The sequence below is a fragment of the Streptomyces sp. NPDC043876 genome (assembly GCF_056435825.1).
Genome location: NZ_JBWKDV010000002.1, coordinates 703460 through 726044 on the forward strand (window position 1 = coordinate 703460; position 22585 = coordinate 726044).

General features: G+C 74.8%; 20 protein-coding genes and 1 pseudogene. 4 read left to right on the forward strand and 17 right to left on the reverse strand.

Annotation, left to right across the window (positions count from 1 at the left end; translation table 11 throughout):
* Nucleotides 1-35 precede the first annotated feature (35 nt).
* The 7 genes and pseudogenes from AC0693_RS08260 to AC0693_RS08290 form a co-directional block, all read right to left on the reverse strand.
* Nucleotides 36-572, reverse strand: a pseudogene (locus tag AC0693_RS08260) (N-acetyltransferase family protein).
* A gap of 7 nt (nt 573-579) precedes the next feature.
* Nucleotides 580-1314, reverse strand: coding sequence for a TetR/AcrR family transcriptional regulator (locus tag AC0693_RS08265; protein ID WP_469336480.1), 735 nt, complete (start codon nt 1312-1314; stop codon nt 580-582).
* Nucleotides 1315-1381: 67 nt separating this feature from the next.
* Complete coding sequence (locus AC0693_RS08270; protein WP_478801273.1) at nt 1382-2482, reverse strand: PDR/VanB family oxidoreductase; 1101 nt, start codon at nt 2480-2482, stop codon at nt 1382-1384.
* Nucleotides 2479-3378 carry a metal-dependent hydrolase gene (locus AC0693_RS08275; protein ID WP_469336484.1) on the reverse strand — a complete coding sequence of 300 codons (900 nt, stop codon included), beginning with the start codon at nt 3376-3378 and terminating at the stop codon, nt 2479-2481. The genes AC0693_RS08270 and AC0693_RS08275 overlap by 4 nt, the downstream gene beginning before the upstream one ends.
* 73 nt (nt 3379-3451) lie before the next feature.
* Complete coding sequence (locus AC0693_RS08280) at nt 3452-5386, reverse strand: hypothetical protein (protein ID WP_478741770.1); 1935 nt, start codon at nt 5384-5386, stop codon at nt 3452-3454.
* Between the two features lie 597 nt (nt 5387-5983).
* Nucleotides 5984-6778 carry a tyrosine-protein phosphatase gene (locus AC0693_RS08285; protein ID WP_478801274.1) on the reverse strand — a complete coding sequence of 265 codons (795 nt, stop codon included), beginning with the start codon at nt 6776-6778 and terminating at the stop codon, nt 5984-5986.
* A gap of 47 nt (nt 6779-6825) precedes the next feature.
* Complete coding sequence (locus tag AC0693_RS08290) at nt 6826-7416, reverse strand: rhomboid-like protein (RefSeq protein ID WP_478801275.1); 591 nt, start codon at nt 7414-7416, stop codon at nt 6826-6828.
* An 87-nt stretch (nt 7417-7503) separates the two neighbouring features.
* On the opposite strand from AC0693_RS08290, the gene AC0693_RS08295 reads away from it, so the two are divergent.
* Complete coding sequence (locus AC0693_RS08295) at nt 7504-8307, forward strand: hypothetical protein (protein ID WP_478801276.1); 804 nt, start codon at nt 7504-7506, stop codon at nt 8305-8307.
* Between the two features lie 61 nt (nt 8308-8368).
* Nucleotides 8369-9895 (forward strand): PepSY-associated TM helix domain-containing protein, encoded by a 1527-nt coding sequence (locus AC0693_RS08300; RefSeq protein WP_478801277.1) that lies wholly within the window; start codon nt 8369-8371, stop codon nt 9893-9895.
* A 100-nt stretch (nt 9896-9995) separates the two neighbouring features.
* On the opposite strand, the gene AC0693_RS08305 is transcribed toward AC0693_RS08300, so the two are convergent.
* From AC0693_RS08305 to glnII, 3 genes are all read right to left on the reverse strand, one after another.
* Nucleotides 9996-10613, reverse strand: a complete 618-nt coding sequence (locus AC0693_RS08305) for a winged helix-turn-helix domain-containing protein (protein ID WP_469318707.1) — start codon at nt 10611-10613, stop codon at nt 9996-9998.
* Between the two features lie 346 nt (nt 10614-10959).
* Nucleotides 10960-12006, reverse strand: coding sequence for a DUF6891 domain-containing protein (locus AC0693_RS08310; RefSeq protein ID WP_478801278.1), 1047 nt, complete (start codon nt 12004-12006; stop codon nt 10960-10962).
* A 93-nt stretch (nt 12007-12099) separates the two neighbouring features.
* On the reverse strand, nt 12100-13119 hold the full coding sequence (glnII, locus tag AC0693_RS08315; protein WP_356415552.1) for a glutamine synthetase: 1020 nt from the start codon (nt 13117-13119) through the stop codon (nt 12100-12102).
* 233 nt (nt 13120-13352) lie between these two features.
* On the opposite strand from glnII, the gene AC0693_RS08320 reads away from it, so the two are divergent.
* Nucleotides 13353-14306, forward strand: coding sequence for a Gfo/Idh/MocA family protein (locus AC0693_RS08320; RefSeq protein WP_478801366.1), 954 nt, complete (start codon nt 13353-13355; stop codon nt 14304-14306).
* A gap of 4 nt (nt 14307-14310) precedes the next feature.
* On the opposite strand, the gene AC0693_RS08325 is transcribed toward AC0693_RS08320, so the two are convergent.
* The 6 genes from AC0693_RS08325 to AC0693_RS08350 all read right to left on the reverse strand — a co-directional run bounded on the left by AC0693_RS08325 (nt 14311) and on the right by AC0693_RS08350 (nt 20082).
* Nucleotides 14311-14847 (reverse strand): hypothetical protein, encoded by a 537-nt coding sequence (locus tag AC0693_RS08325; protein WP_468471145.1) that lies wholly within the window; start codon nt 14845-14847, stop codon nt 14311-14313.
* 38 nt (nt 14848-14885) lie between these two features.
* Nucleotides 14886-15899, reverse strand: coding sequence for an AraC-like ligand-binding domain-containing protein (locus AC0693_RS08330; protein WP_469318703.1), 1014 nt, complete (start codon nt 15897-15899; stop codon nt 14886-14888).
* A gap of 116 nt (nt 15900-16015) precedes the next feature.
* Complete coding sequence (locus tag AC0693_RS08335) at nt 16016-17005, reverse strand: phosphotransferase family protein (protein ID WP_478801279.1); 990 nt, start codon at nt 17003-17005, stop codon at nt 16016-16018.
* Nucleotides 17002-17961, reverse strand: coding sequence for an SMP-30/gluconolactonase/LRE family protein (locus AC0693_RS08340; protein ID WP_478801280.1), 960 nt, complete (start codon nt 17959-17961; stop codon nt 17002-17004). The genes AC0693_RS08335 and AC0693_RS08340 overlap by 4 nt, the downstream gene beginning before the upstream one ends.
* A gap of 82 nt (nt 17962-18043) precedes the next feature.
* Nucleotides 18044-19492, reverse strand: a complete 1449-nt coding sequence (pdxR, locus tag AC0693_RS08345; protein WP_478801367.1) for a MocR-like pyridoxine biosynthesis transcription factor PdxR — start codon at nt 19490-19492, stop codon at nt 18044-18046.
* A 116-nt stretch (nt 19493-19608) separates the two neighbouring features.
* The gene (locus AC0693_RS08350) at nt 19609-20082 is read right to left on the reverse strand and encodes a MarR family transcriptional regulator (protein ID WP_468471137.1); all 474 of its coding nucleotides are present in this window, start codon (nt 20080-20082) and stop codon (nt 19609-19611) included.
* A 117-nt stretch (nt 20083-20199) separates the two neighbouring features.
* Between AC0693_RS08350 and AC0693_RS08355 the strand changes: the two genes are divergently transcribed.
* A complete protein-coding gene (locus tag AC0693_RS08355) occupies nt 20200-21147 on the forward strand; it encodes an alpha/beta fold hydrolase (RefSeq protein WP_478801281.1) in 948 nt (315 codons plus the stop codon).
* Between the two features lie 892 nt (nt 21148-22039).
* Here AC0693_RS08355 and AC0693_RS08360 read toward each other — a convergent pair.
* Nucleotides 22040-22543 carry a GNAT family N-acetyltransferase gene (locus AC0693_RS08360; protein WP_469319254.1) on the reverse strand — a complete coding sequence of 168 codons (504 nt, stop codon included), beginning with the start codon at nt 22541-22543 and terminating at the stop codon, nt 22040-22042.
* Nucleotides 22544-22585: the final 42 nt, after the last annotated feature.

Below are 22585 nucleotides of genomic sequence, written 5' to 3' on the forward strand. Positions count from 1 at the left end.
GGTGTGCCCGCCGACCCCGGCGGGCCCGCTCACGGTCACACCACGCTGAGGCGGTCCAGCCGCTTCTCCAGCAGGATCACCCCGTACATCCGCCCGTCCGTGGCCTGCTTGGACGGGAACTCCCCGACCACCCGGTAGCCCGCGCCCTGGTAGTACGCGAGCAGCCGGGGGTTGGTGGAGACGCAGTCCAGCCGCGCCCGCTCCAGGCCGGCCCGGGCGATGCGCCGCTCCGCGTGTTCGAGCAGCCGCCGCCCGGCCCCGGCGGGCGCGGCCTCGCGCTCGACCATCAGCCGGTGCACGTACCCGGCGACCGGCGGCTGGACGCCCCAGGCCTCCTAGTCGGACCACCACAGTTCGTACGCCCCGCACACGCGCCCGTCCGCGTCGGCGCCGATCCACACCTCGCCGTCCTTCATCCGGGCGCGGAAGTGCGCGGTGTCCTTCTCGCCCGGCTCCCACTGCTCGATGCCCCGCGCCCGCATCCACCGGGCGGCCTGGTCGTACAGGGCCACCAGCGTGCCGGCGTCCTTCTCCTCGGCCTGCCGGAACAAGATCCCGTCGTCAATGATCACGCGGTCATTATGACCGCGGCCCCGGCACCGGCCGGTGCGGCGTGACGGCCAGGCCCGGCGCGAACGCCGCGAGCCGTCGCACCAGTTCACCGAACGGCCCGTCCACGGGCTCGTCCGCGACGATCCGCACCAGCAGGGCGGCCATCTCCTCGTCGTAGGCGGCGCTCACGGCGGCCAGCGCGGCGAAGTCGTGCACCAGTTGCAGCTCCAGCTCGGCGCGCGGGATCCTGCGCCCGTCCAGCCAGATCAGGGCGGTGGACTCGGCGAGCGACACCCAGGAGCGCACGACCAGTTCGAGCCGCGCGGGCGGCCGCTCGACCCCGAGATGGCCGAGGATCTGCTCGTAGGCGGCCTGGCGGACCTCGTCGATCATCGCGTTGGTGCGACTGGAGCCGACCGCGGGGCCGCCGCGCATCAGGGCCGAGAAGCCCGGCCCGTGCTCGTCGACGAAGGCGAAGTAGCGGCCCATCACGCGCAGCAGCCGTGCGCCCAGGGGGCCTTCGGCCGGCTCGTGGAAGCGGGCCGCCAACTCGTCGGCGGCCCGCCGCAGCGCGGCCTCGTACAGGCTCAACTTGCCCGGAAAGTAGTGATAGACGAGTGGCCGCGATATCCCGGCGGCCGCCGCGATCTCGTCGATCGACACCTCGTCGGGCGACCGGTGGCTGAAGAGGTCCAGCGCCACCCCGATCAGCTGCTGCCGCCGCTCCTCGACACCCATCCTGCGTCGCACCCCGGTTGTCATGCGAACACCCTACGGGTAGTGCGCGGCCGACGGCATCCGCGGTCTTGAACGCGTTCAGTAGAACGCACTACAGGTCCAGCGTCAGGTGCTCCCCCCGGGCCCGGGACACGCACAGCAGCATCGACGTCTCCCGCTCCCCGTCCGTCAGCAGGTCGTCGCGGTGGTCCACCTCGCCCGCCAGTACCGTGTGCCGGCAGGTGCCGCAGAAACCCTGCCCGCAGGAGTACGGGGTGTTCGGCAGTTCCCGCAGGACCGCCGCCAGCGTCGTGCCGTCCGCCGGAACCTCGACCGTGCGGCCCGAGCGGGCCAGGGTCACGGTGAACGGTGCCTCCCCGCCCGGGGCCGCGGCCGGGTCCGGAGCGAACCGCTCCAGCCTGACCTCCACGCCCGGCGGGGCCGCCGCCGTCACCGCCGCCATCAGGGGCTCCGGGCCGCAGCAGTAGACCAGCGTGCCCGCCGGGACGCCGGCCAGGACGCCCAGGTCGGGGCGGCCCGCCTCGTCCTCGGGGACCACCGTCACCCGCTCCCCGTACGCCGCCAGCTCCTCCAGGAAGGGCATCGAGGCCCGGCTCCGCCCCCCGTAGAGGAGGGTCCACCGCGCACCGGCCGCCGTGGCCGCGCGCAGCATCGGCAGGATCGGGGTGATCCCGATCCCGCCCGCGACGAAAACGTAGGAGGGGGCCGGGAGCAGGGTGAACCGGTTGCGCGGCGGCCGCAGTTCCAGCTCCGCGCCCTCCGCCAGGAGCGCGTGCGCCTCGCGCGAGCCGCCGCGGCCGTCCTCGACCAGGCGGACCGCGATCGTGTAGCGGCCCGCGTCCGCCGGGTCCCCGCACAGCGAGTACTGGCGCACCAGTCCGGACGGCAGCGTGACGTCGATGTGCGCGCCCGGGGTCCACGCGGGCAACTCGCCTGATTCCAGATCCAGTCGGAGCACCCCCTCGGCCGGCTCCGTGCGCGAGACGACCCTCGCGCGCAGCGCGCGGCGCGGCGAGTACCCGGACACCGGGTGCTCCAGGGCGGGGAGCGGCCACAGCGGGGATCGCGCTATCCGGCGCCGCAGCGCCCGCCGGGCCAGCCAGGCGGCCCCGGCCACGGCGGTCACGGTGGTCGCACGGCGCGCCGCCGCGCCCAGCGGGCCCGCCGCACCGAGGGGGCTCAACGGACTCACCGGGCACCGCCGTTCGCGCCGGGGGAGGTGGCGAGGTACGCCTCGGCCTGGGCCGTCGAACCCTCCTGCGAGGGGTGGTACGTACGGGACAGGTAGGAGGGGATCGACTTCAGCATCGCGCCCGTCGAGGGCAGGACGCCCTGCTGTCCGGCCCGGAAGAACTGGCCGAAGGAGGCCTTCGCGTGCGGCAGGCCGGGATCGTTCTCCATGAAGAAGCGGGCGCCGCGCTGCCAGAGGAACACCAGCGCCGTGAAGGCCGTCGCCCAGGTCCTGGCCCGGCGCCGGTAGCCGCCGTCGATGTGCATGAACAGCTCGAAGGCCACCGCCCGGTGCTCGACCTCCTCCGCCCCGTGCCAGCGCAGCAGGTCCAGCATCACCGGGTCCGCGCCCCGCCGGTCCAGCTCGTCGGCGTTCAGGATCCAGTTGCCGAGGAAGGCGGTGTAGTGCTCGATCGCCGCGATCGTCGCCACCCGCTCCTTGAGCCACCACTCGCGGGCCCGGCCCGGCGGCAGCGTGCGGTCCCCGAGGAGCTTCTCGAAGAGCCAGTCGACCTGCGCGGTGTAGGGGGTCGGGTCCAGGCCCAGCCGCTTGAGGTGCGGCAGCACGTCGTCGTGGGCGGCCGCGTGCATCGCCTCCTGGCCGATGAAGCCGACCACGTCCGCGCGCAGGCGCTCGTCCGTGATGTGGGGCAGCACCTGCTTGTACACGTGCACGAACCAGCGCTCGCCCGCCGGGAGCAGCAGGTGCAGCACGTTCATCGTGTGCCCGGCGAACGGGTCGCCGGGCAGCCAGTGGAGCGGGGTGTCCTCCCAGGAGAAGGACACGTTCCGGGCCTTGAGCGGTATGTGCTCCGACGCCACGGGTGCGGGTGCAGGTGCGGACGGCGTATTAGACATGGCGTCAATGTACTGAGGGGTAGGCCGCCCGCAACACCCCCGTGCACGGATTCCGGCGCCGCCCCCGCCGCGCCTACCGCAGGACGCCCGCCCGCGTGCCGTCCGTCAGCTTCCCGGACAGCTCCACCTGCGCGCCCTCCGCCGCCTTCACCGCCAGCCGGTTCCCGGCCGCCGACCCCGTCGCCCCGCCGGTCACCGACAGCGACGTGAACTGCGCCGTGCCCGCCGCCAGCACGTACCAGTGGCCGCCCTGCGACTTCCACAGCACGCCCGCCAGCACCCGGGGCTCCCGCGGCCCGCACGCCGGGGAACCCTCCGCCTTGGCCGCCTGCGCCGCGACCTGCGCGCCCGGCGCCAGGAACTGCGCCTGCACCCGGTCCGCCGTGCCCCGCCAGGTCTCGGCCCGGGTGCACAGCCAGGCCGCCGTGCCGTTGTTCTCCGGCAGCGGCTGGCGCGCGTACGCCCACGAGTTGACCGACCGCACCCCGTGCGAGCGGACCGCCGGCAGCAGGCACGCGATCCGCGACCACTCGCTCAGCTCCGCCGCCTGCGTCACGTCCCGCGCCGCGCCCGGCGCGCCGGACGTGAGCCGGGCCGGGGTCAGTTCGCCGAGGTCCGTCACCAGCCGGTGACCGGCGGCCGTCTCCAGGGCCAGCGCGTTCCACGCGGTACAGGAACCCGCCGGGGCCGGACCGGCCACCGGGGCGGTGACCCCGTCCTTCAGCCGCAGCGGGGTCGGGGCGTCGGCCGGCTTGAGCAGGTCCCGTACGGTCGCGCCCGTCACCCAAGGCGCCGTCAGGTAGCGGACGTTGCCGTCCACCCGGCTCAGCACCAGGGCCGTCGCCGTCTCCGCCGCCGCGCCGTCCGTGCGGGCGAAGTCCAGGGCCGCGCCCGCGGTCCCGGACAGCGGCTCGGCGTAACGCACCACGCGCAGCCCGTCGTGCATCAGCACCACGACCGCCTGGTCGACCGCGCCCGCGAACAGCAGCTGCGGCGATCCCATCGGCGGGCCCGCCGGGGTGCCGGGCGTCGCCGACACCACCACCGAGGCGCCGGGGCGGGCCCACACGGCCAGCGCGCGGCGCAGCAGCTCCCGGTCGTCGGCGCGGTCGCCGCGCGCGGGCCACACGGAGAAGTCGGAGCGGTCGGCGGTGCGCCAGTCCGCGGCCCCCGCGCGGGTCACCTTCGCCGGGTCCAGGGCCTGCTCGGCCGCGGCGTTACGGGCGGACGCGGGCGCGGCGGCTCCGTCGGAACCCCAGCCCCCGCCCGGGAGCCCGAGCAGCGCCCCGCACACCAGCAGCGCCGCGCCCGCCGCGAGCGAACCCCGCACCCAGCGGCGGCGGCGCAGCAGATCCGTGGGGCGGGCCTGCAGCACGCAGGGGTCGAACTCGGGGGAGGCGAACAGGGCGTCGTTCTCCGGCCCCCCGGCGGCGGCCAGCGCGGCCTCCGGATCCACCACCCCCGCCTCGGTCAGCACCAGCAGCACCTCCTGGCCGTCCAGCCCCTCCACCGCGCGCAGCGCGCAGGCGGCGCGGGCGGGGCCGTCGAGGGTGGCCAGCCACTGGTCCAGCGCCAGCTCCTCCGCTCCGCCGGACCGGGGGAACAGCCGCAGGCCCCACACCTGCGGCAGCGCGGGCGGCAGCTGCGCGCGGCGGGGCAGGGCGCGGAAGGTCAGCGGCAGCCCGGCCTCCAGCGCGGCGCGCAGCACCCGCAGCCGGACGTAGGCGTATCCGGCGTCGGCGGCCGGATCCGCATCCTGCGCGCCGCGCTGGAACGGCACGAGGCCCTGAGCGCCGGAGGCCTCCCGGCCGCGCGGCAGGGCCCGCTGGGCGAGCGAATGCGCGGTCAGCACCCGGCGGTTGCGGCCCAGCGCGGGCGGCAGCACGAGGTACGCGAGGCGCACCAGGCGCGGATAGTGCTCGACGATGGCGGCCTCGGCGCGCTCGACGTCGACCCCGGCGTCGAGGGGGTGCGGGCGGGGGCGGGTGGCGGTGTCCGGCGCAGTCACGTTCAGCAGAACGAGCGAATCCCCGTATGGTCACCCCGCCGCCGGGCCGCGGGCGCCCGTGGGCGTGGTGGTCGCCTGCGGCTGGGCGTCCCGGGCTCTGCCTGGACCCGGTCCTCAATCGCCGGACGGGCTTGAGGGTGTCCCGCGGAGGCGGGGGCGGTCCACCGGCGGGGCAGTTCGGCCTCGCCGGCGTGCCGATCATTCGGCCCTGGGGGCATTCCAGCCTCGCCGACGCACCGGCCATCCGGCCCAGGGGCATTCCAGCCTCGCCGGCGTTTGAGGCGCGGGTCTGGGCGGAGCCCAGGAGGGCGGCCCGCGGGCGCCGGTGGGCGTGGTGGTCGCCTGCGGCTGGGCGTCCCGGGCTCCGCCCGGACCCGGTCCTCAAACGCCGGACGGGCTTGAGGGGGGTCTCCGGGAGCGGGTGCTTCCGGACAAGGGCGGTCCGTGGGCGCGCCACTCCAGCCTCGCCGGCGTTTGAGGCGCGGGTCCGGGCGGAGCCCGGGAAGCCGAGTCGCGGGCTGCGGGATGGCAGCCTCGCCGGCGTGTGAGGCGGCGGGTCCGGGCGGAGCCCGGGGAGGGGCGGCCGCGGGGCCGGGGTCAGGTGGTCAGGCGGGCGCGGAGGGCGGCGATGGTGGCGTCCGGGACGCCGAGGCCTTCGCGGGCGTACTTCTCCATGGAGCCGTACCGCACCGCCACCTCGTCCAGCGCCGCCGCCAGGTACTCCGGTACGACCCCGATCAGCGCCAGCGCGATCTCCGGATCCCCGCCCGCCGCCGTGAACCCCTCGATCAGCGGCGCGAAGGCGGCCCGGACGGCCGGGTTCACCGACAGGTACTCCGTCATCAGGGTCTCGTCGTCCGCCCCGAGCAGCGACAGGACGACGGTCGCCCCCCACCCGGTGCGGTCCTTGCCCGCCGTGCAGTGGAAGAGCAGCGGCCCGGACCCCTCGTCCGCCAGCTCCGTCAGCAGCGTCCGGTACGCCTCCCGCCCGGACCCGGAGCTGACGAAGGACCGGTAGGTCTCCGCGAAGAGGGCCTGCGCCTTGCCGCCGCCGAGGTGCCGCTGCGCCACCGCCGGGTCGGCCAGCAGGTCCTTGAGCTGCGCGGCGGCCGGCATGCGGCCCGAGTTGACCTTGTCGGCCAGGACGTCGGCGACCAGCATCCGGGCGCCCTGCGGCACCACGTCCGGGTGGTCGGCGCGTTCGGCCGCCGTGCGGAAGTCGATGACCGTCCGCAGGCCGAGCGCCGCCACGGCGGGATCGGCGGCGAGGTCGAGCCGGTCGAGCTGGCCGGAGCGGAGCGCCAGCCCCGGGCGCACCGTACGGCCACCGGCCACACGGGTGCCGCCGAGGTCGCGGAAGTTGGCGACGGTGGTGGACGGGGTGGCGGTCATCGTGGGCAACTCCAGCGTGGGGCGGGCGAGCGCTGCATGCGTCGCGTTCAGGCCATTTTCGGGTGTTTCGGGCGGGACAGGTAATCGACGGCCAGGGAGATCCCGATCCCGATACCCAGGGCGGCCAGGTGCCCGGCGTCCGTGAAGGTCCGCTCCCGCCGCAGCACCGGCGACACTGCCACCGCCAGCAGACCCGCCCGCGCGAGGCCGCGCACGCCCCCGCGCGGCAGCGCCGAGGTGAGGGCACCCAGGACCGCGTTGAAGCCGTAGCTGGTGCCCACGTCCACCGCCCGCCGCGTCACCGGCCCGGTCCGGCGCAGCCGCAGCGCTCCGTAGACGAGCAGCGTGGCCCCGGCGTGCCCGAGCAGGAACACCCCGGCGGTCCACCAGGCGCCGTACGCGTATTCGGCGTACCCGAGGACGGCGAGCAGCAGCAGCGCGTACGGCAGTGGCATCGGCTCCTCGACCACGAAGGCGCTGCTCAGCAGCGTCTCCCAGCGCCCGGCGGCGAGATTGTCGACATTGGTCGAACATCCGCGCAGCACCCGCTCGCGCTCCAGCCGCTCCAGCCGCTCCAGCGCGTACGCGCCGAGCTGGACCCCGCCGGTGTAGACCGGCCCCAGCAGTAGTGGATTCACCCGATCATGATCGGCCATGGGTGCGTGGCCCGCGCAACCGGTACCGCCGTTCCCGGACGGGGCGCCGGATGGGACCATGAGCGGACCATGTCACCAGCCCCGGCGCCGCTGCGCCGCACGCGGGCCGCGATGTTCGCGGCGGTGTGTGTCGCATTGGCCGCTCTGGGGCATTCGTACATGTCTGGCCATGATCTTCCCTTTCCTGGTCTTCTGGCCACCTTCGGGGTGACCGGCGGCCTCGCCTGGCTGGGCGCCGGGCGCCGCCGCGGTGGCGTGGCTATCGGCGGCGCGCTGGTCGCCGTACAGGGCGTGCTGCACCTGCTCTTCTCCGCCGTCGGGGACCCCGGGTCCCACTCGGCTCCGGGGGGAGGGCGCCCGGGCGCTGCCGGAACCGCCTCCGCCGCAGGAGTGCCGGACATGGCGGACATGCCGGGGATGGCGTCCATGCGGGGCATGGACCACGGCGCCGCGACGGATCCGGCCGCCGTGACGGACCTGGCCGCGCTCCCGGGGATGGACGCGATGCCCGGCATGCACGCCATGCCCGGGATGGACGCCATGGCCGGGCACGGCGGGCTCGGCATGATCGCCGCCCACCTGCTCGCCGCGCTGCTCTGCGCGCTCTGGCTCGCCCGGGGGGAGGCCGCGGCCTTCCGGCTCGCCCGCGCGCTGGGGACGCTCGCCGTGGTCGCGGCCGCGCCGCTGCGCCGGGCGCTGGGGCTCGTACGGGCGCACCGCCCCCGGACGCCCGCCCGCTCCGCACGCCCGCGCACGCCGAAGCCGCCGCGCGCGCTGCGCGGAGCCGTACACGCCCACGTCGCCGTCAGGCGGGGACCGCCTGGGCCGTCGCACACCCGCGCCACGGCCCCCGGCCGTCCTGCCTTCGCCTGACCGGCGATCCGGCGAGCCCTGGGGCCGGTTTCCCCATGTCTCGCCAACCCCGAGGACCACCATGTCCGTTGAAGACATCAGGGACGCCCGTGTCCCTGCCGACACCCCCGTCCCCGCCGACGCCCCCGAACCGGATCACACGCCCGCCCGCGCGGGGGAGGTCCGGAGGCGTGGCACCTGGGCGGCCCTGCGCCCGCTCGTCCTGCGCGTGCACTTCTACGCCGGGCTGCTGATCGCCCCGCTGCTCTTCGTCGCCGCCGCGACCGGGCTCATGTACGCCCTCTCCTTCCAGGCGGAGAAGATCGTCTACTCCGACGAACTGACCGTCGCCCACGTGGGAGAGCGCGCGCTGCCGCTCGGCGACCAGGTCGCCGCCGCCATGGAAGCCGCGCCCCGCGGTGACGTCACCGCGGTCTGGCCCGCGCCCGAGGCGGACGCCACGACCCGCGTCGTCATGAAGAGCCCGGGGCTCGCGGACGGCGAGACGCTCACCGTCTTCGTCGACCCCTACACCGCCGACGTCCGCGGGCAGCTGACCACGACCGGGGACGCGCTGCCGCTGCGGTCCTGGCTCAGCGCCTTCCACTCCAACCTCCAGCTCGGCGAGGTGGGCCGCGGCTACAGCGAGCTGGCCGCGAGCTGGCTCTGGGTCGTCGCCCTCGGCGGGCTCGCGCTGTGGATCGGCCGGGCGCGCAAGCGCCGGGCGGAGCTGGTCCTTCCGGACCGCGCGGCGAGCGGGCGGCGCCGCACGCTGTCCTGGCACGGGACCGTCGGCCTGTGGGCCGCCGCGGGTCTGGTCGCCCTGTCGGCGACCGGTCTGACCTGGTCGAAGTACGCCGGTGAGAACATCGGTCAGCTCCAGGACCGGCTGGGCGGCGCCACCCCGTCCGTGTCCGCCGCGCTCAAGGGCGGCGCCGACGGCGGCGGGGACGAGCACGCGAACCACACGATCGACGCCAACGGCCAGATGGTCATGCCCGTCGGCCCCGACGTCGGCATAGACCGGGCCGTCGAGGCGGCCCGCGCGGCCGGGGTCACCGAGCAGCTCCAGGTGACCATGCCCGCCCAGGGCAAGGGGTACGTGGTCAAGGAGCGGGACCGCACGGTCCCGGTCCACCTCGACGCGGTCTCCGTCGACCCCGCCGACGGCACGGTCATCGACGAACTTCGCTTCTCCGACTACCCGTTGCTCGCCAAGCTGACCCGCTTCGGCATCGACGGCCACATGGGCCTGCTCTTCGGCGCGGTCAACCAGCTGGCGCTGGCGGCGCTCGCCCTCGCGGTGATGTTCCTGGTCTTCTGGGGCTACCGCATGTGGTGGCTGCGCCGGCCGACCAAGGACCGGACGCTGTCCGTGGGCCGGGCCCAGCCGCGCGGTGCCTGGCGGAAGGCGCCGGTGACGCTGCTGCTGCCGCTGGTCGCGGCGACGGCCCTGGTGGGCTGGTTCGTGCCGCTGCTCGGGATCAGCCTGCTGTGCTTCCTGGCGGTGGACATGGTGCTCGGCGCGGTGGCCCGCCGGGGCCGGTCCCACCCGACGGTGCAGGCGCAGGAGGCGCAGGAGGCGGAGGCGGAGGCGCCGAGCGCCTAGCCGCGGCGCGAGCCGACGGTGGACCCGTGCCTCCCCTCGCGAAGCGCGGGCCCACCGTCGGTACCAGTTCAGTTCACTTCGGCCGACTGCGCACGAGCGCTCAGGGGGCGTACTTGTAGCCCACCCGGCGCACGGTCTGGATGGCGCCGCGGTGCGCCGCGCCCAGCTTGCGGCGCAGCCGGGCGATGTGGACGTCCACGGTCCGGCCGTCGCCGACGTGTCCGTAGCCCCACACGGTGGTGACCAGCTGGTCACGGCTGTGCACCCGGTGCGGGTGGGCCACCAGGTGGGCCAGCAGCTCGAATTCGAGGTACGTCAGGTCCAGTACCTCGCCGTCGACCTCCGCCGTGCGCTGCTCGGAGTCGATGCGCACGAGCGCGTCACCGGTGATGGCGGCCGGGGCGGCGGACGGCGTGCCCGGACCGTAGGGGGCCGTCGCGAACGGGGAGGGCGCGAGCGTGACCGCCGGCTGCTGGTGATCGGCCGGTACGAGGACCAGGTAGCCGATCATCGGCGGCTGGCCCGGCAGTGTCGGGAGGGTGTGCTGGGGCGCGGGCAGCCAGGTGGCGCCCGGCGGCAGGAGGTCCACCACGCGGGCGACCTCGTCCCGCTCGACCGCGCGCAGCCGCTGGCGGGGGCTGGGGATCGTACTGGGCGGGTAGGGGCGGTGGGCGGTCGCGGTGGAGGCAGCGGTCGAGAAGGGACGGGTGTTCGCCATGAGTGGTCAGCTCTTTCACGCGGAGAGTCGGCAGGAGACGTACGTCGTCGTCGTACCGCGCAGACCGAAGGCCTTCGGAAGGTCTGGTGCAGAGGTTCCGTAAGGCTTTAGAGGGCCGGCGCGTTCTTCGCGCGGCAACACACCCGGTCGAAATCGTGATCCTGACGGGAAGGCCAGAACGGCTCGAGGTCGCTGCGACCTGTCGAGGAGTGCTGCGGGTAGCCGGCCATGCGGCCATTCAAGCAGATGTCCCGGGCCCGGGGCAGACCCCGTCTCACCTGCTGGATCGGAATCTCAAATTCCGTGATCATGGCTGCACGGCTCCCGGTCAATACCGGACAAACCGTCAATGAGCCAGCCGTTTGCGCCAGTCCAGGCCGGTCACGCGTATCGCATCGTGGGCGGATCCGTCCCACTGCCAGCGCAGACCCACCCCGTCGAGGGCGGCCGTGACCTCCCGGCCCACCGCCTCGTCGGCCACGGCGGCCCCCTCGGCCCCCTCGGCCCCCTCGGCCTCCGGGCCCTCCGCGGTCTCCCCGTCCGCCGCCTCCGGGTACGCCCCGTAGTACAGGAAGAGGTCCCCGCCCTCCGCCGCGCCCTCGGTGCACTGGCGGTGGAAGAACACGAACCCCCGCGCGTCCTCGGCGCCGTCGCCCCGGATCTCCGCCAGAGCGCAGCCGCGGCAGCAGGCGAAGTTCTCCCGCGCCGTGATCCCGCCGGCCTCCAGCGCCGCGAACGCCCGGGACAGCCGCTCCGGATCCGTCTCGCCGGTCCACTCCGCCTGTTCCGCCAGCCGCTCCCGCCACAGCCGTACCGCCAGCTCGTGCGCCTGCGCTGCCGAGACGGGACGGACCTCGCCGCTCACCAGGTGGTCCTCGGCCAGCTCGGCCAATTCCGCCCGCCCCGCGTACCCGCACCGCAGCGCGAGCCGCACCCGCTCCTCCACCTGCGCCCGCACGGCGGGGTCGAGGGGCGGCGCCTCCTCTGTGCGGAAGGCGACGCGTTCCCAGGCCGGGCCCCGGTCCCAGCCCTCGTCCCCGCGCGCCCAGGCGGCCATCACCTCACCGACCTCGGACGCGCTGCGCAGGAAGGCGCGGAAGTGCCGGTCGGGCGCGCCGTCGCGGTGTTCGAGCTGGTAACCCTGCGCGCCGACGTCCGCCACGTCGTGCCACACCTGTATGTAGACGTCCGGGTCGCTCGGGAGCCGCTCGACGACGAGGAAACGGTCCCCCTCCGCGCCGATGCGCTCCGCCAGCCTCTCCAACGTGAAGGGCGCGGGCCGCACATGGGCCTCGCCGCTCTCCGTCCCGATCCGGATCGCCAACGCCGATGCCGACGCCGATGATCCCGGCGCCGTCGGCGCCGTGTCCGTCCCCGCCCGTGTCCCCGTCATGGGAACCACGGTGACACGGCCCACTGACAACGGCGCCCGCCGTGCCCCCGGACGGGGGCACGGCGGGCGCGGGAGCCGGTCATCCGTCCGAGGTCAGACCAGGCCGTCCTTCTCCAGAGCGGTGCAGCAGGTGTCCACGATCAGGCGGGTCACCACGTAGGGGTCCACGTTCGCGTTCGGGCGGCGGTCCTCGATGTAGCCCTTGCCGTCCTTCTCCACCTGCCACGGGATGCGGACCGAGGCGCCGCGGTCGGAGACGCCGTAGCTGTACTCGTTCCACGGGGCGGTCTCGTGCAGGCCGGTCAGCCGCTCGTCGATGCCCGCGCCGTAGTGCTTGACGTGGTCCAGCGGCTTGGAGCCCTCGCCGAGCGACTCGCACGCCGAGATGATCGCGCGGTAGTCGGCGCGCATCGCCTTCGTCGAGAAGTTGGTGTGCGCGCCCGCGCCGTTCCAGTCGCCCTTGACCGGCTTCGGGTTCAGGGTCGCCGAGACGTTGAAGTCCTCGGCCGTGCGGTAGAGCAGCCACCGCGCGATCCACAGCTGGTCGGAGACCTCCAGCGGGCCGACGGGGCCCACCTGGAACTCCCACTGGCCGGGCATGACCTCGGCGTTGATGCCGGAGATGCTCAGCCCCGCCGCGAGGCAGTGGTCGAGGTGCTTCTCGACGATCTCGCGGCCGAAGATCTCGTCGGAGCCCACGCCGCAGTAGTAGCCGCCCTGCGCGGCGGGGAAGCCGCCGACCGGGAAGCCGAGGGGGCGGATGCCGTCGAAGAAGGTGTACTCCTGCTCGATGCCGAAGATCGGCTCCTGCGCGGCGTGCTCCTCGGCGACCGGGCGCAGCAGGGCGCGGGTGTTCGACTCGTGCGGGGTCATGTCGATGTTCAGCACCTCGCACAGGACGAGGAGGTTGGCGCCGCCGCGGATCGGGTCCGGGCAGGAGAACACCGGCTGGAGCACCCGGTCGGAGGCGTGGCCCTCGGCCTGGTTCGTACTCGATCCGTCGAAGCCCCAGATCGGCAGCTCGTCGCCGTCGGTCATGATCTTCGTCTTGGAGCGGAGCTTGGCCGTCGGCTCGGTGCCGTCGATCCAGATGTACTCAGCCTTGTAGCTCACGGGACCGTCCTCAGACTCTGCGGGTGCTGCGGTGATGACCGCAGCGTGCCCGCTCGCGATTTCTCTTCCGTTGCCCGTGTGTGAACCCCGTGTTACCGGCGTTTACGGCGTGGGCGGGGCGGGTTGTGCGGGCGCGCCGGGGCGGGCGGAGCCGTGGGATGGTCACAGGGGGCAGCGCGTGGAAGCGTGTCCTCCCGAACGGCGGCCGCGTGGGGCAGACTGGGCGCGTGACCATTTCGTATGATTTGACGTCAGCGAACGACGGTTCCGGCCTGCCCGGCGGACCCCTTCCCCGCGTCGGCCTGCTCGGTACGGGCCCCTGGGCCGCCCGCACCCACGCCCCCGCCCTGGCCGCCCACACCGGCTCCACCTTCGCCGGCGTGTGGGGACGGCGGCCCGAAGCCGCCGCCGAACTGGCGTATGCCCACGGCGTGAAGGTGTACGAAGACCCCGACGCGCTCTTCGCGGACTGCGACGTCGTGTCCTTCGCGCTGCCCCCCGACGTCCAGGCCCCGCTCGCCGTCCGCGCCGCCGCCGCCGGATGCCACCTGCTGCTCGACAAGCCGGTGGCCACCGACGTCCGACAGGCCCGCGCCGTGGCCGACGCGGCCGCCCGCCACCAGGTCGCCTCCGTCGTCTTCCTCACCCTGCGCTTCGCCCGGCCGACCGCGGACTGGGTCGAGGAACAGGCCGCCCGCGACGGCTGGTTCACCGCCGCCGCGCACTGGCTCGGCGCGGTCTTCCCGCCCGACGGCGCGCCCAGCGCCTACGCCGACTCGCCCTGGCGCAAGGAGAAGGGCGGCCTGTGGGACGTGGGCCCGCACGCCCTCTCCGTCCTCATCCCCGTCCTCGGCGACGTGGTCCGGGTCAGCGCTACGCGCGGCCCCTCCGACGTCGTCCAGCTGGCCCTGCGCCACGCCTCCGGCGCGGCCAGCACCGCCGTCCTCAGCCTGGGCGCTCCGAGCGCGGCCGCCGGGGTGGGCCTGGAGCTGCGCGGCGCGGCCGGGGTCCACTCCCTGCCCGACTGGAGCGACGTGCCGGGCGCCTACGGCCGCGCCCTCGACGCCCTCCTGGCGGCGGCGCGTACGGGCGTCCCCGACCCGCGCGACGCGGCCTTCGGGGCGCGTCTGACGGAGATCCTGGCCGAGGCGGAGGAACTGGCGGGCCCGCCTGAGGACCGGATCTGACGGATCACTTGATGAGCGCGTTCGCCACGATGATCACCAGTCCGATCGTGGCGTCCGCCGCTCCGATCAGCAGCGCCGGGGCCGGCCGGTAGCCGACCCGGAGCGCGACCACCGCGCCCCACCCGAACAGCAGCGCGGTGTTCACCCCGAGCCCGACCGCCGTCACCCCGTACGAGTCCCACCCGATCAGCCCGGCCAGCACCAGCAGCAGCACGGTGGGCAGGGTGGCCGCGATCATCGGCCACTCGTTCCGCACCGCCCGGCCCAGCAGCCGCCAGCGGTGACCAGCCGAGCCGTCCGGGTGGGTCGCCATGTGGTGCGAGTACCCGTGTGCGAGCGCGGCCGTCGCGGCGGTCACCAGGACCCAGGCTGCGTCGTAGTACGGGGTGTACGCGCCCCCCTTCTGGTCCAGCGCCGCCAGTAGCCCGCTGGCCAGCACCGTCCCGTACACCCCGCCGAACATCCAGTCGGCGCCCCGGCGGGCGCGCGGCAGCGGGGGCGGCGACGCGGGGGCGGGGGCCGGGGAGGTGAGGTCGCTCATGGGTGTCCTTTTGTGGGTCGAAGTCCCCTTTGCGGTGTTCAGCGTACGAGGTCACCCGCCGCCCGGGCGCCGCCGGGGCGGGCGCACGCGAGGCTCAGCGCACGGAACTCGGTGGGGCTCAGGCCGTACGCCTCCCGGAAGGACCGGCTGAAGACGGCCGGCCCGCTGAAGCCCCAGCGGGCGGCGATCAGGTGCACCGGGACCCCGGCGGAACCGGGCCGGGCGAGATCGGCGCGGCACTGCTCCAGCCTGCGCCGACGGATCCGGGCGTTGACGCCCTCGCCCAGGCCCTGGAAGAGCTGGTGGAGGGTGCGCACCGAAATGTTGTGGCGGGCGGCGACGGCGCCGGGATCCAGCTGGGGATCGCCCAGGTTGTGCTCGATGAAGGCGTGGATCCGCTGGAGCAGGGCCCGCTTGCGGATTTCGGCGGGGAGGTGCTCCTCGGCGTCCAGGTGCTCGGCCAGGCAGGCGGCCGCCAGATCAGCGGCCACCGCGCCGAGGTGCCGCAGCTGCGCGGGCGCGCACTGGTCGCCGTGGCCCACCAGGCTGCGCATGAACGAGGAGAGGACCGCCGCCATCCCCGTCCCGCCCGGGATCGGGCGGGCCAGCAGGCGCTCCAGCAGCCGCGGGCGCACCGGCAGGGCGCTGCGCGGCAGTTGCAGGATCACCAGCTGCTGGTCCTGCCCGCTGCCGGCCGGGGAAACCGCGTCGGACGGCTTGGACGTGTCCCAGAACACCAGGTCGCCGACCCCGGCGAGGCCGTCGTTCCCGTGCTGCGACATCCCCATCGCGCCCGCGGCCACCCACGCCAGCTGGTACTGCTCCGGATCGCTCCGCCGGATCAGGGCGGGGGTGCGGCGCGAGCGCAGGGGAGCGTACGCGAGGCGCGACACGTGCAGGTCCCCCAGGCCCAGCGCGGCGGCCTCCGCGCGGAAGGAGCCCGGCTGCTCGCTGCTGATCGCGGTGGGCATCACCTCGCGCGACACCAGGTCCGAGAACCAGTCGAACCGCTCGTCCGCGGGCAGCCCCTCCGACGACACCACCGTCCACATCGCGCATCCCCCTGTCCGATCTTCATGTCGGGGCCAAGGATGCAACGGCGGGCGCCGCCACCGCACATGGTGTCGCCGGGGTGTCGCCGGCGTCCCGCGGACCGGACGCGCCCCGCTCAGCCGTACCGGTCGAAAAGGGCCTCCAGGTACTCCTCCAGGCGCCCCGTCAGCACCTCCGGCGTCAGATCGGTGCGGCCGAGTTCGCGCCAGGGCACGGCCACCTTCTCCGCGTCCGGCGCGAAGGCCAGCGCGTCGAGCAGCCGCCAGTAGAGGTGGTCGGCGCGTTCCTCGGCCAGGGCGCCGCCCGCCGCCGCGTACCGGTCGGCGAAGCCGATGCCCGCCGGGACGCCGTGCAGCAGGGCCAGCGCCGACGAGCAGTGGGCCACGTCCAGGTCGGCCGGGCCCCAGGACGTCTCCACCCAGTCGACGACCCCGCTGATCCGCAGCCCTGCGCCGCCGCCCGTGAAGAGGACGTTGCCCGGGTGGAAGTCCCGGTGCAGGAAGCAGGGCCGGTGCGCGGGCGGGTCCCGCCGGATGACGTCCACGGCACGCTCCCACAGGCCGGGCCGCCGGGTGTCCGCGGGCGGGCGCACCCGCTCGGCGGAGGTCCACGCCTCGTAGGCGCGGGGCCGCGCCGCCGCGGGCACCGGCAGCCGGTGGACGTCGGCCAACTGCCGGGCCAGCAGGGCGGCGCGGTCGGCGGCGCCCGCGTCGTCGGTGCGCACGGTGCCGGGCAGCAGGGTCATCAGCAGGGACGGGTGGTCGCAGTGCCGCGCCGTCGCGTCCACGGCCACGAGCCCGGCCGCGGGGACGGCCGTGGTCTCCAGCAGGCGCAGGACGTCGGCCTCGCGCCGCAGCAGGCCGTCCGCGTGCCGCAGGTAGAACGGCTTGACGAACGAGCGCAGGGCGAGCGCACGCCGGCCGTCCGGCCCGGCGATCTCCAGCCGGCGCATCCGCGAGGTCCAGCCGCCGCGCAGCCGCGTCACCGCCTCGATGCGCTCGCCGGGGGACAGGGCGGCGGCCACCCAGGCGCGGGTCGCGGCCCAGTCCGCGGCGGGGTCGGCTCCGTCGGGACCGCTGGGTTCGCCGGCCCGGTCGGGGGTCACCGGGTGCCCGCGTCGGGCCAGGGGCGGTGGCCCGGGCCGGTGGGGTGGGTGCCCGTCACGCCCATGACCAGGGAGTAGAGGCTGGTCCGCGCCGTGATGAAGAGCCGGTTGCGCTTGGCCCCGCCCCAGGCGATGTTGGCCACCGTCTCGGGCACGACGAGCCGCCCGATCAGCGTGCCGTCCGGGTCGTAGCAGTGCACGCCGTCGGCCATCGCGGCCGCCCAGAGCCGGCCGCCGTCGTCGAAGCGCAGGTTGTCGAAACGGGCCGCGCCGCGGGCGCCCGCCTCGGCGAAGAGCGCACCGTCCGAGAGGGTGCCGTCCTCGCGGACGTCGAAGACCCGGATGCAGCCCGCGCGCGTGTCGGAGACGAAGAGCTGCCGCTCGTCGGCGGAGAAGACCAGGCCGTTCGGGGCGCCGAAACCATCGGCCACCAGGCGGACTTCGCCGCTGACCGGGTCGATGCGGTAGACGTTGTTGGCGCCGATCTCGCTCTCGGCGCGGTGGCCCTCGTAGTCGCTGGTGATGCCGAAGTTGGGGTCGGAGAACCAGACCGAGCCGTCGGAGCGCACCGCCGCGTCGTTCGGGCTGTTCAGGCGCTTGCCCTGCCAGCGGTCGGCCAGCACCGTGACGGTGCCGTCGTGTTCGGTCCGGGTCACCCGGCGGTTGCCCTGCTCGCAGGTGATCAGCCGGCCCTGGCGGTCGAGGGTGTTGCCGTTGGTGTGCCCGGCGGAGCGCCGGAAGACGCTGACGGCGCCGGTCTCCTCGTCCCAGCGGAGCATCCGGTCGTTGGGGATGTCGCTCCAGACCAGCTGCCGCCAGGCGGGCACGTAGACGGGCCCCTCGGCCCAGCGGCAGCCGGTGTGGAGGACTTCGAGACCGTCGTCGCCGTTCATGCACCGCCCGGTGCGGAACCGCTCGTCGAACATCTCGTACAGCGCGGGCTGCTCGCTGGCCATGGGGCGTCCTTCCCTTCGGCGCGCGCCGAACATTCTTCGGCATGAAGGCAAGCATGCCGGATGAAATCTGGTACACGCAAGATCAATCCAGATGAGAAGTGGTGGACGGCACGGCATCCCGGCCGGAAGGGGCGGGCGGTGCAGTCGCCCCGAGAGCCGACCGCAGCGCCCCCGTCAACACCCCCACCGCCTCCTTGAACTGCCGCTCGCCCAGACCCGCGTACCCCACGACCAGCCCCTGGCGGTCGGCGCCGGTCCGGCCCCCGTGCGCCGCCCCGGCCGCGGGGTGGCGGTACTCCGACAGCCCGTCCAGCAGCAGCCCCGCCCGCCGCGCCGCCGCCAGGGCCGCGGACTCGGTCCCCGGGGGGAGTTCCAGGACCGCGTGGAGCCCCGCCGAGATGCCCGTCACCCGCACGCCCGGGACGCGCTCCGCCAGGGCGGCGGCCAGCAGGTCGCGGCGCGCGCGGTAGCGGTGGCGCATGCGGCGGACGTGACGGTCGTACGCGCCCGACTCCAGGAAGTCGGCGAAGGTCAGCTGGTCCACCGCGCTCGTCCAGGACTCCCGCAGCCCCTTCGCCGCCACGACCTGGCCGGTCAGCGCGTCGGGCAGCACCAGCCAGCCCAGCCGGAGGGCGGGGGAGAGGCTCTTGCTCAGCGAGCCCGCGTAGACCACCAGGTCCGGAGCCAGCCCCTGGAGGGCGCCGACCGGCTTGCGGTCGTAGCGGAACTCCCCGTCGTAGTCGTCCTCCAGGATCACGCCGCCGGTGGAGCGGGCCCACTCCACGGCGGCCGTCCGGCGGGCCGGGAGCAGCGGCCCGCCGGTGGGGAACTGGTGGGCCGGGGTCAGCAGGGCCGTCCGCGCCCGGGCGGGCAGGGCGTCGGTGCGGACGCCGTCCGCGTCGATGGGGACGGCGTACGGGCGCACGCCCGCGGCGGCCAGGATCCCCTGGTGGAAGGGCAGGCCGTAGGCCTCCACCGCCCAGTCCCGGGGTCGCAGCCCCGCCAGCAGGCGCAGGCCGTTGGCGAAACCCGCGCAGACGACGATGTGCTCGGCGTCGGTACGCACCCCCCGGGCCCGGGCCAGGTACTGGGCCAACGCCCGCCGCAGCTCGGGGCGTCCGCGCGGATCCCCGGGCCCGAAGGCGTCGGCGGGGGCGGTGGCCAGGGCCCGCCGGACGCTCGCGGACCAGGCGCCGCGCGGGAAGGACGCCGGGTCGGGCTTGCCCTGGGTCAGGTCGAACCGGTGCGCCGGGCGCGCGGGCGCCGGTCCCGGCGCGGCCCGCTCCGGACGCACCGGCACCCCCTCCGCGACCCGGGTGCCGGACCCCTGGCGGGCGGTGAACCACCCCTCGGCGACCAGCTCGGCGTAGGCGTCGGCGACCGTGCCGCGGGCCACCCCGAGGTCTTCGGCGAGCGAACGGTAGGGCGGCAGCCGGGTCCCGGCCGCGAGGCGACCGCCGCGGACGGCCTCGCGCAGCGCCTGCGCGAGCGCGGCGCGGCGGGAGCCTTGGGAGGGCAGGTCGAGGTGCAGGTCGCTGCCGCGGGAGGCCGGGTGGGCGCCGGGTGTGGAGTCGTGGGGTGCGGGGCCGTCGGGCGGGCTGTCGTCGGGGGCGGGGGCGGGGGCCGAGTCCTGGGCCGGGTGGGCGGTCACGGGGTGAGGGCCGTACGTGCGCAGGTCAGGAAGGTGCGGACGGCGGCCACTTCGGCCGGCCCGAAGGTGCCGAGCACGCCGACCAGGCCGTCGATCAGCGGGCCGAAGAAGGCCTGGCCCAGCCGCACGGCCTCGGGCGAGACCTGGAGCACCACCCGGCGCCGGTCGGCGGCGTCCCGGGTCCGCAGGACGTGGCCGAGGCGCTCCAGCCGGTCGATCACGGCGGTCGTACCGGCCGAGTTGAGACCGAGCCGCGCGCCCAGCAGCCCCGCCGTGGCACTCTCGCCCGCCCGCGCCGCGTCCAGCAGGCAGACCAGGGCGCGCACATCGGTGGGGTGCATGCCGTGAGCCGCCCCGAACTCCGCTTGCCGCAAACCGAATTCGACGGAGGTGGCACGGAGCAGGTGGACCAGCTCCAGGGGGTCGGGTTGAGGGGCCGGTTGGGGGGCGGGGGGTGGGTTGTGGGGCATGGGGACTCCACCTAGGATCCGGTAGGGCGAGGATATCTCGCTCAGCGAGATTATCGCTGTGGAAGAGGCCGGGGAATGCCCGGCAGCTCGGCAGCTCGGCAGCTGAGGAGGGACCCGGTGGAGGCCGTCCGCACCGCTCACGACATCGCTCACGACATCGCTCACGACATCGCTCACGACATCGCTTACGACATCGCTTACGAGGCATTCCGCGCCGCTTACGACGACGCCCTCGGCCGGTGGGCCGGCCCGGGGCCGGTCGACGCCCGCGTGGTCGACACTCCTTTCGGTGCCACCCGGATCAACAGCACCGGTCCGCGGGGCGCCCCGCCGCTCGTGCTGCTCCCCGGCGGTGGAACGACGTCGCTGGTGTGGGGGGAGTGCCTGCGGGCCGGGCTCGCGCGGGAACGGCGGGTGCACGCCGTGGACCTCGTGGGGGAACCGGGGATGAGCGTCCCGGCCGCGGGGCGGCCGCTCCGCACGGTCGACGACCTGACGGAGTGGCTGGACGCGGTCCTCGACGGGGTAGTCGACGGGGTTCTCGACGGCCAGGGTGTGGGGGGAGGGGTGGTGGAGCTGGCCGGGTATTCCTACGGCGGGTGGATCGCCGCGCACTACGCCGCCCGGCGGCCGGAACGCCTGCGGCGGCTGGTGCTGCTGGACCCCACCCAGGTGTTCGCCGGGCTGCGCCCGGCCTACGTGGTGCGGGCCCTGCCGATGCTGCTGCGGCCCACGCCCGATCGGGTCCGTTCCTTCCTGGCCTGGGAGACCGGGGGCGCCGTCCTGGACCCGGCCTGGATGCGGGTCCGCACGGCCGCCGCCGCACTCCCGACCGCCCGCCCGGTGACCGGCGCCCGGCCGGTCCTGGGTGCGGGGGCGGCGCGGGGACTGCCGCTGCTCGCACTCTTCGCCGGAAACGCCCGCTGCCACGACCCCGCCCGAGCCGCCCGCGCCGCCACCGCGGCGGTCCCGGACGCGGTGGTCCGCGTACTCCCGGGCCTCTCCCACCACTCGCTGCTGTTGGTGGGGGCGGGGGAGGTGGTGGGGGGTTGGGGGTGCTGGTGACCCCGGCTGCGCCGGGGCGCGGCTTCGCCGCTCGTGGGTAGGTTTCGAGCGTCGGGGTCGGGGTGGTTCCGGGGGCTGCCCGTCAGTTCAACTGTCTTCCCGTGCCGGGGCGTCCTGTCAAGAGCGCTCCTTCGTCGCGTCGCTGCGCGATGGCCTGCGGCCACTCTTGACATGCCACCCCGTCCCGGAAAGCCAAGAACTGTCGGGCCGCCCCCGGGGGGAGGCAGGGGGGAGGGGATCGATTCGTTGCGGTCCGGCGCCCGGCCGCAGCCCGAGTGGGCCCGATGCCCCGCCCTGCGGGCGGCAAGAACGCACTCAATCGCTACGCGCTTCTCCGAGAGAAGCGTCTGCGGCCTGTTCTGGGCTGGTGAGGGGCGCGGCGGGGCTCAAAGCTCGGCCAGACGAGAGTCCACTCGGGTCAAGCAGCCGTCGACACTCAACAGCCTCTCAAGACGCCCCTTTTGTTGCGGTTTGGAACGCCACTCTTGGGGCGGACGGCTGCCAGACCCGCACCAACATCCATCTGAGCGAAGTCTCAGCCCCACGCAGCCCGCTGACGCTTCTCTCGGAGGAGCGCGTAGCGATTAGGGGCGCTCTTTCCGCCCAAAGGGCGGCGTATCGGCCCCACTCGGCCTGCGGCCGGGCGCAGACCGGCAGGAACGGGCACCCTCCCCCCTGCCTCCCCCGGGGGCGGCCCGACAGTTCTTGGCTTTTCGGGACGGGGTGTCCTGTCAAGGGTGGCCGCAGGCCATCGCGAAGCGACGCGACGAAGGAGCGCTCTTGACAGGACGCCCCGGCACGGGAAGACAGTGGAACTGACGGGCAGCCCCCGGAGCATCACCGACCCCGAAGCGCGAAACCTACCCATGACCGGCGCAGCCGGGCCCCCACCTCAACGCACCCTCCCCAGCACCCGCGTCACGCTGCCGTCCGGTTCTTGGACGTCTGCGGTGTGGGTGAAGCCGATGCGGGTCAGGAGGGTCAGGGACGCTTTGTTTTCGGCGGCCACCGTGGCGTGGACTTCGGGGAGGGCGAGGGTGGTGAAGCCGTAGGCGACGAGGGCTTCGGCGAGTTCCGTGCCGAGGCCCTCGCCCCAGGCTGCGGGGGACAGGGCGTAGATGATTTCGTGGCCACCGGTCTCGGTGGTCGGTTTGATCTCCGCGTGCCCGATGAAGCGGCCTGCGCGGCGGACGGCCCAGACGTCGAAGAGGCCGTCGGCGTAGACCTTCGTGAAGATCCGGCCGAACAGCGCGCGGTCCTGCGGCTCCGGCACCGGTCCGCCGTCGCCCATCCACCGTGAGACGCGCTCGTCCTGGAAGAGCGCGACGAAGTCCTCTTCGTCCTCCGGCGTGTACGGATCCAGGGCGAGGCGGGCGGTGCGCAGCGAAGGAGTCACGCCCGCCGACGCTACGTGCCGGCCGGGGCGCCGGGCCAGGGG

Coding starts and splice junctions, on each gene's coding strand:
- AC0693_RS08265 (WP_469336480.1), bottom strand. CDS start 1,314: ATGACAACCGGGGTGCGACGCAGGATGGGTGTCGAGGAGCGGCGGCAG.
- AC0693_RS08275 (WP_469336484.1), bottom strand. CDS start 3,378: ATGTCTAATACGCCGTCCGCACCTGCACCCGCACCCGTGGCGTCGGAG.
- AC0693_RS08285 (WP_478801274.1), bottom strand. CDS start 6,778: ATGACCGCCACCCCGTCCACCACCGTCGCCAACTTCCGCGACCTCGGC.
- AC0693_RS08295 (WP_478801276.1), top strand. CDS start 7,504: ATGTCACCAGCCCCGGCGCCGCTGCGCCGCACGCGGGCCGCGATGTTC.
- AC0693_RS08300 (WP_478801277.1), top strand. CDS start 8,369: ATGTCCGTTGAAGACATCAGGGACGCCCGTGTCCCTGCCGACACCCCC.
- AC0693_RS08305 (WP_469318707.1), bottom strand. CDS start 10,613: ATGGCGAACACCCGTCCCTTCTCGACCGCTGCCTCCACCGCGACCGCC.
- AC0693_RS08310 (WP_478801278.1), bottom strand. CDS start 12,006: ATGACGGGGACACGGGCGGGGACGGACACGGCGCCGACGGCGCCGGGA.
- AC0693_RS08325 (WP_468471145.1), bottom strand. CDS start 14,847: ATGAGCGACCTCACCTCCCCGGCCCCCGCCCCCGCGTCGCCGCCCCCG.
- AC0693_RS08330 (WP_469318703.1), bottom strand. CDS start 15,899: ATGTGGACGGTGGTGTCGTCGGAGGGGCTGCCCGCGGACGAGCGGTTC.
- AC0693_RS08340 (WP_478801280.1), bottom strand. CDS start 17,961: ATGGCCAGCGAGCAGCCCGCGCTGTACGAGATGTTCGACGAGCGGTTC.
- AC0693_RS08350 (WP_468471137.1), bottom strand. CDS start 20,082: ATGCCCCACAACCCACCCCCCGCCCCCCAACCGGCCCCTCAACCCGAC.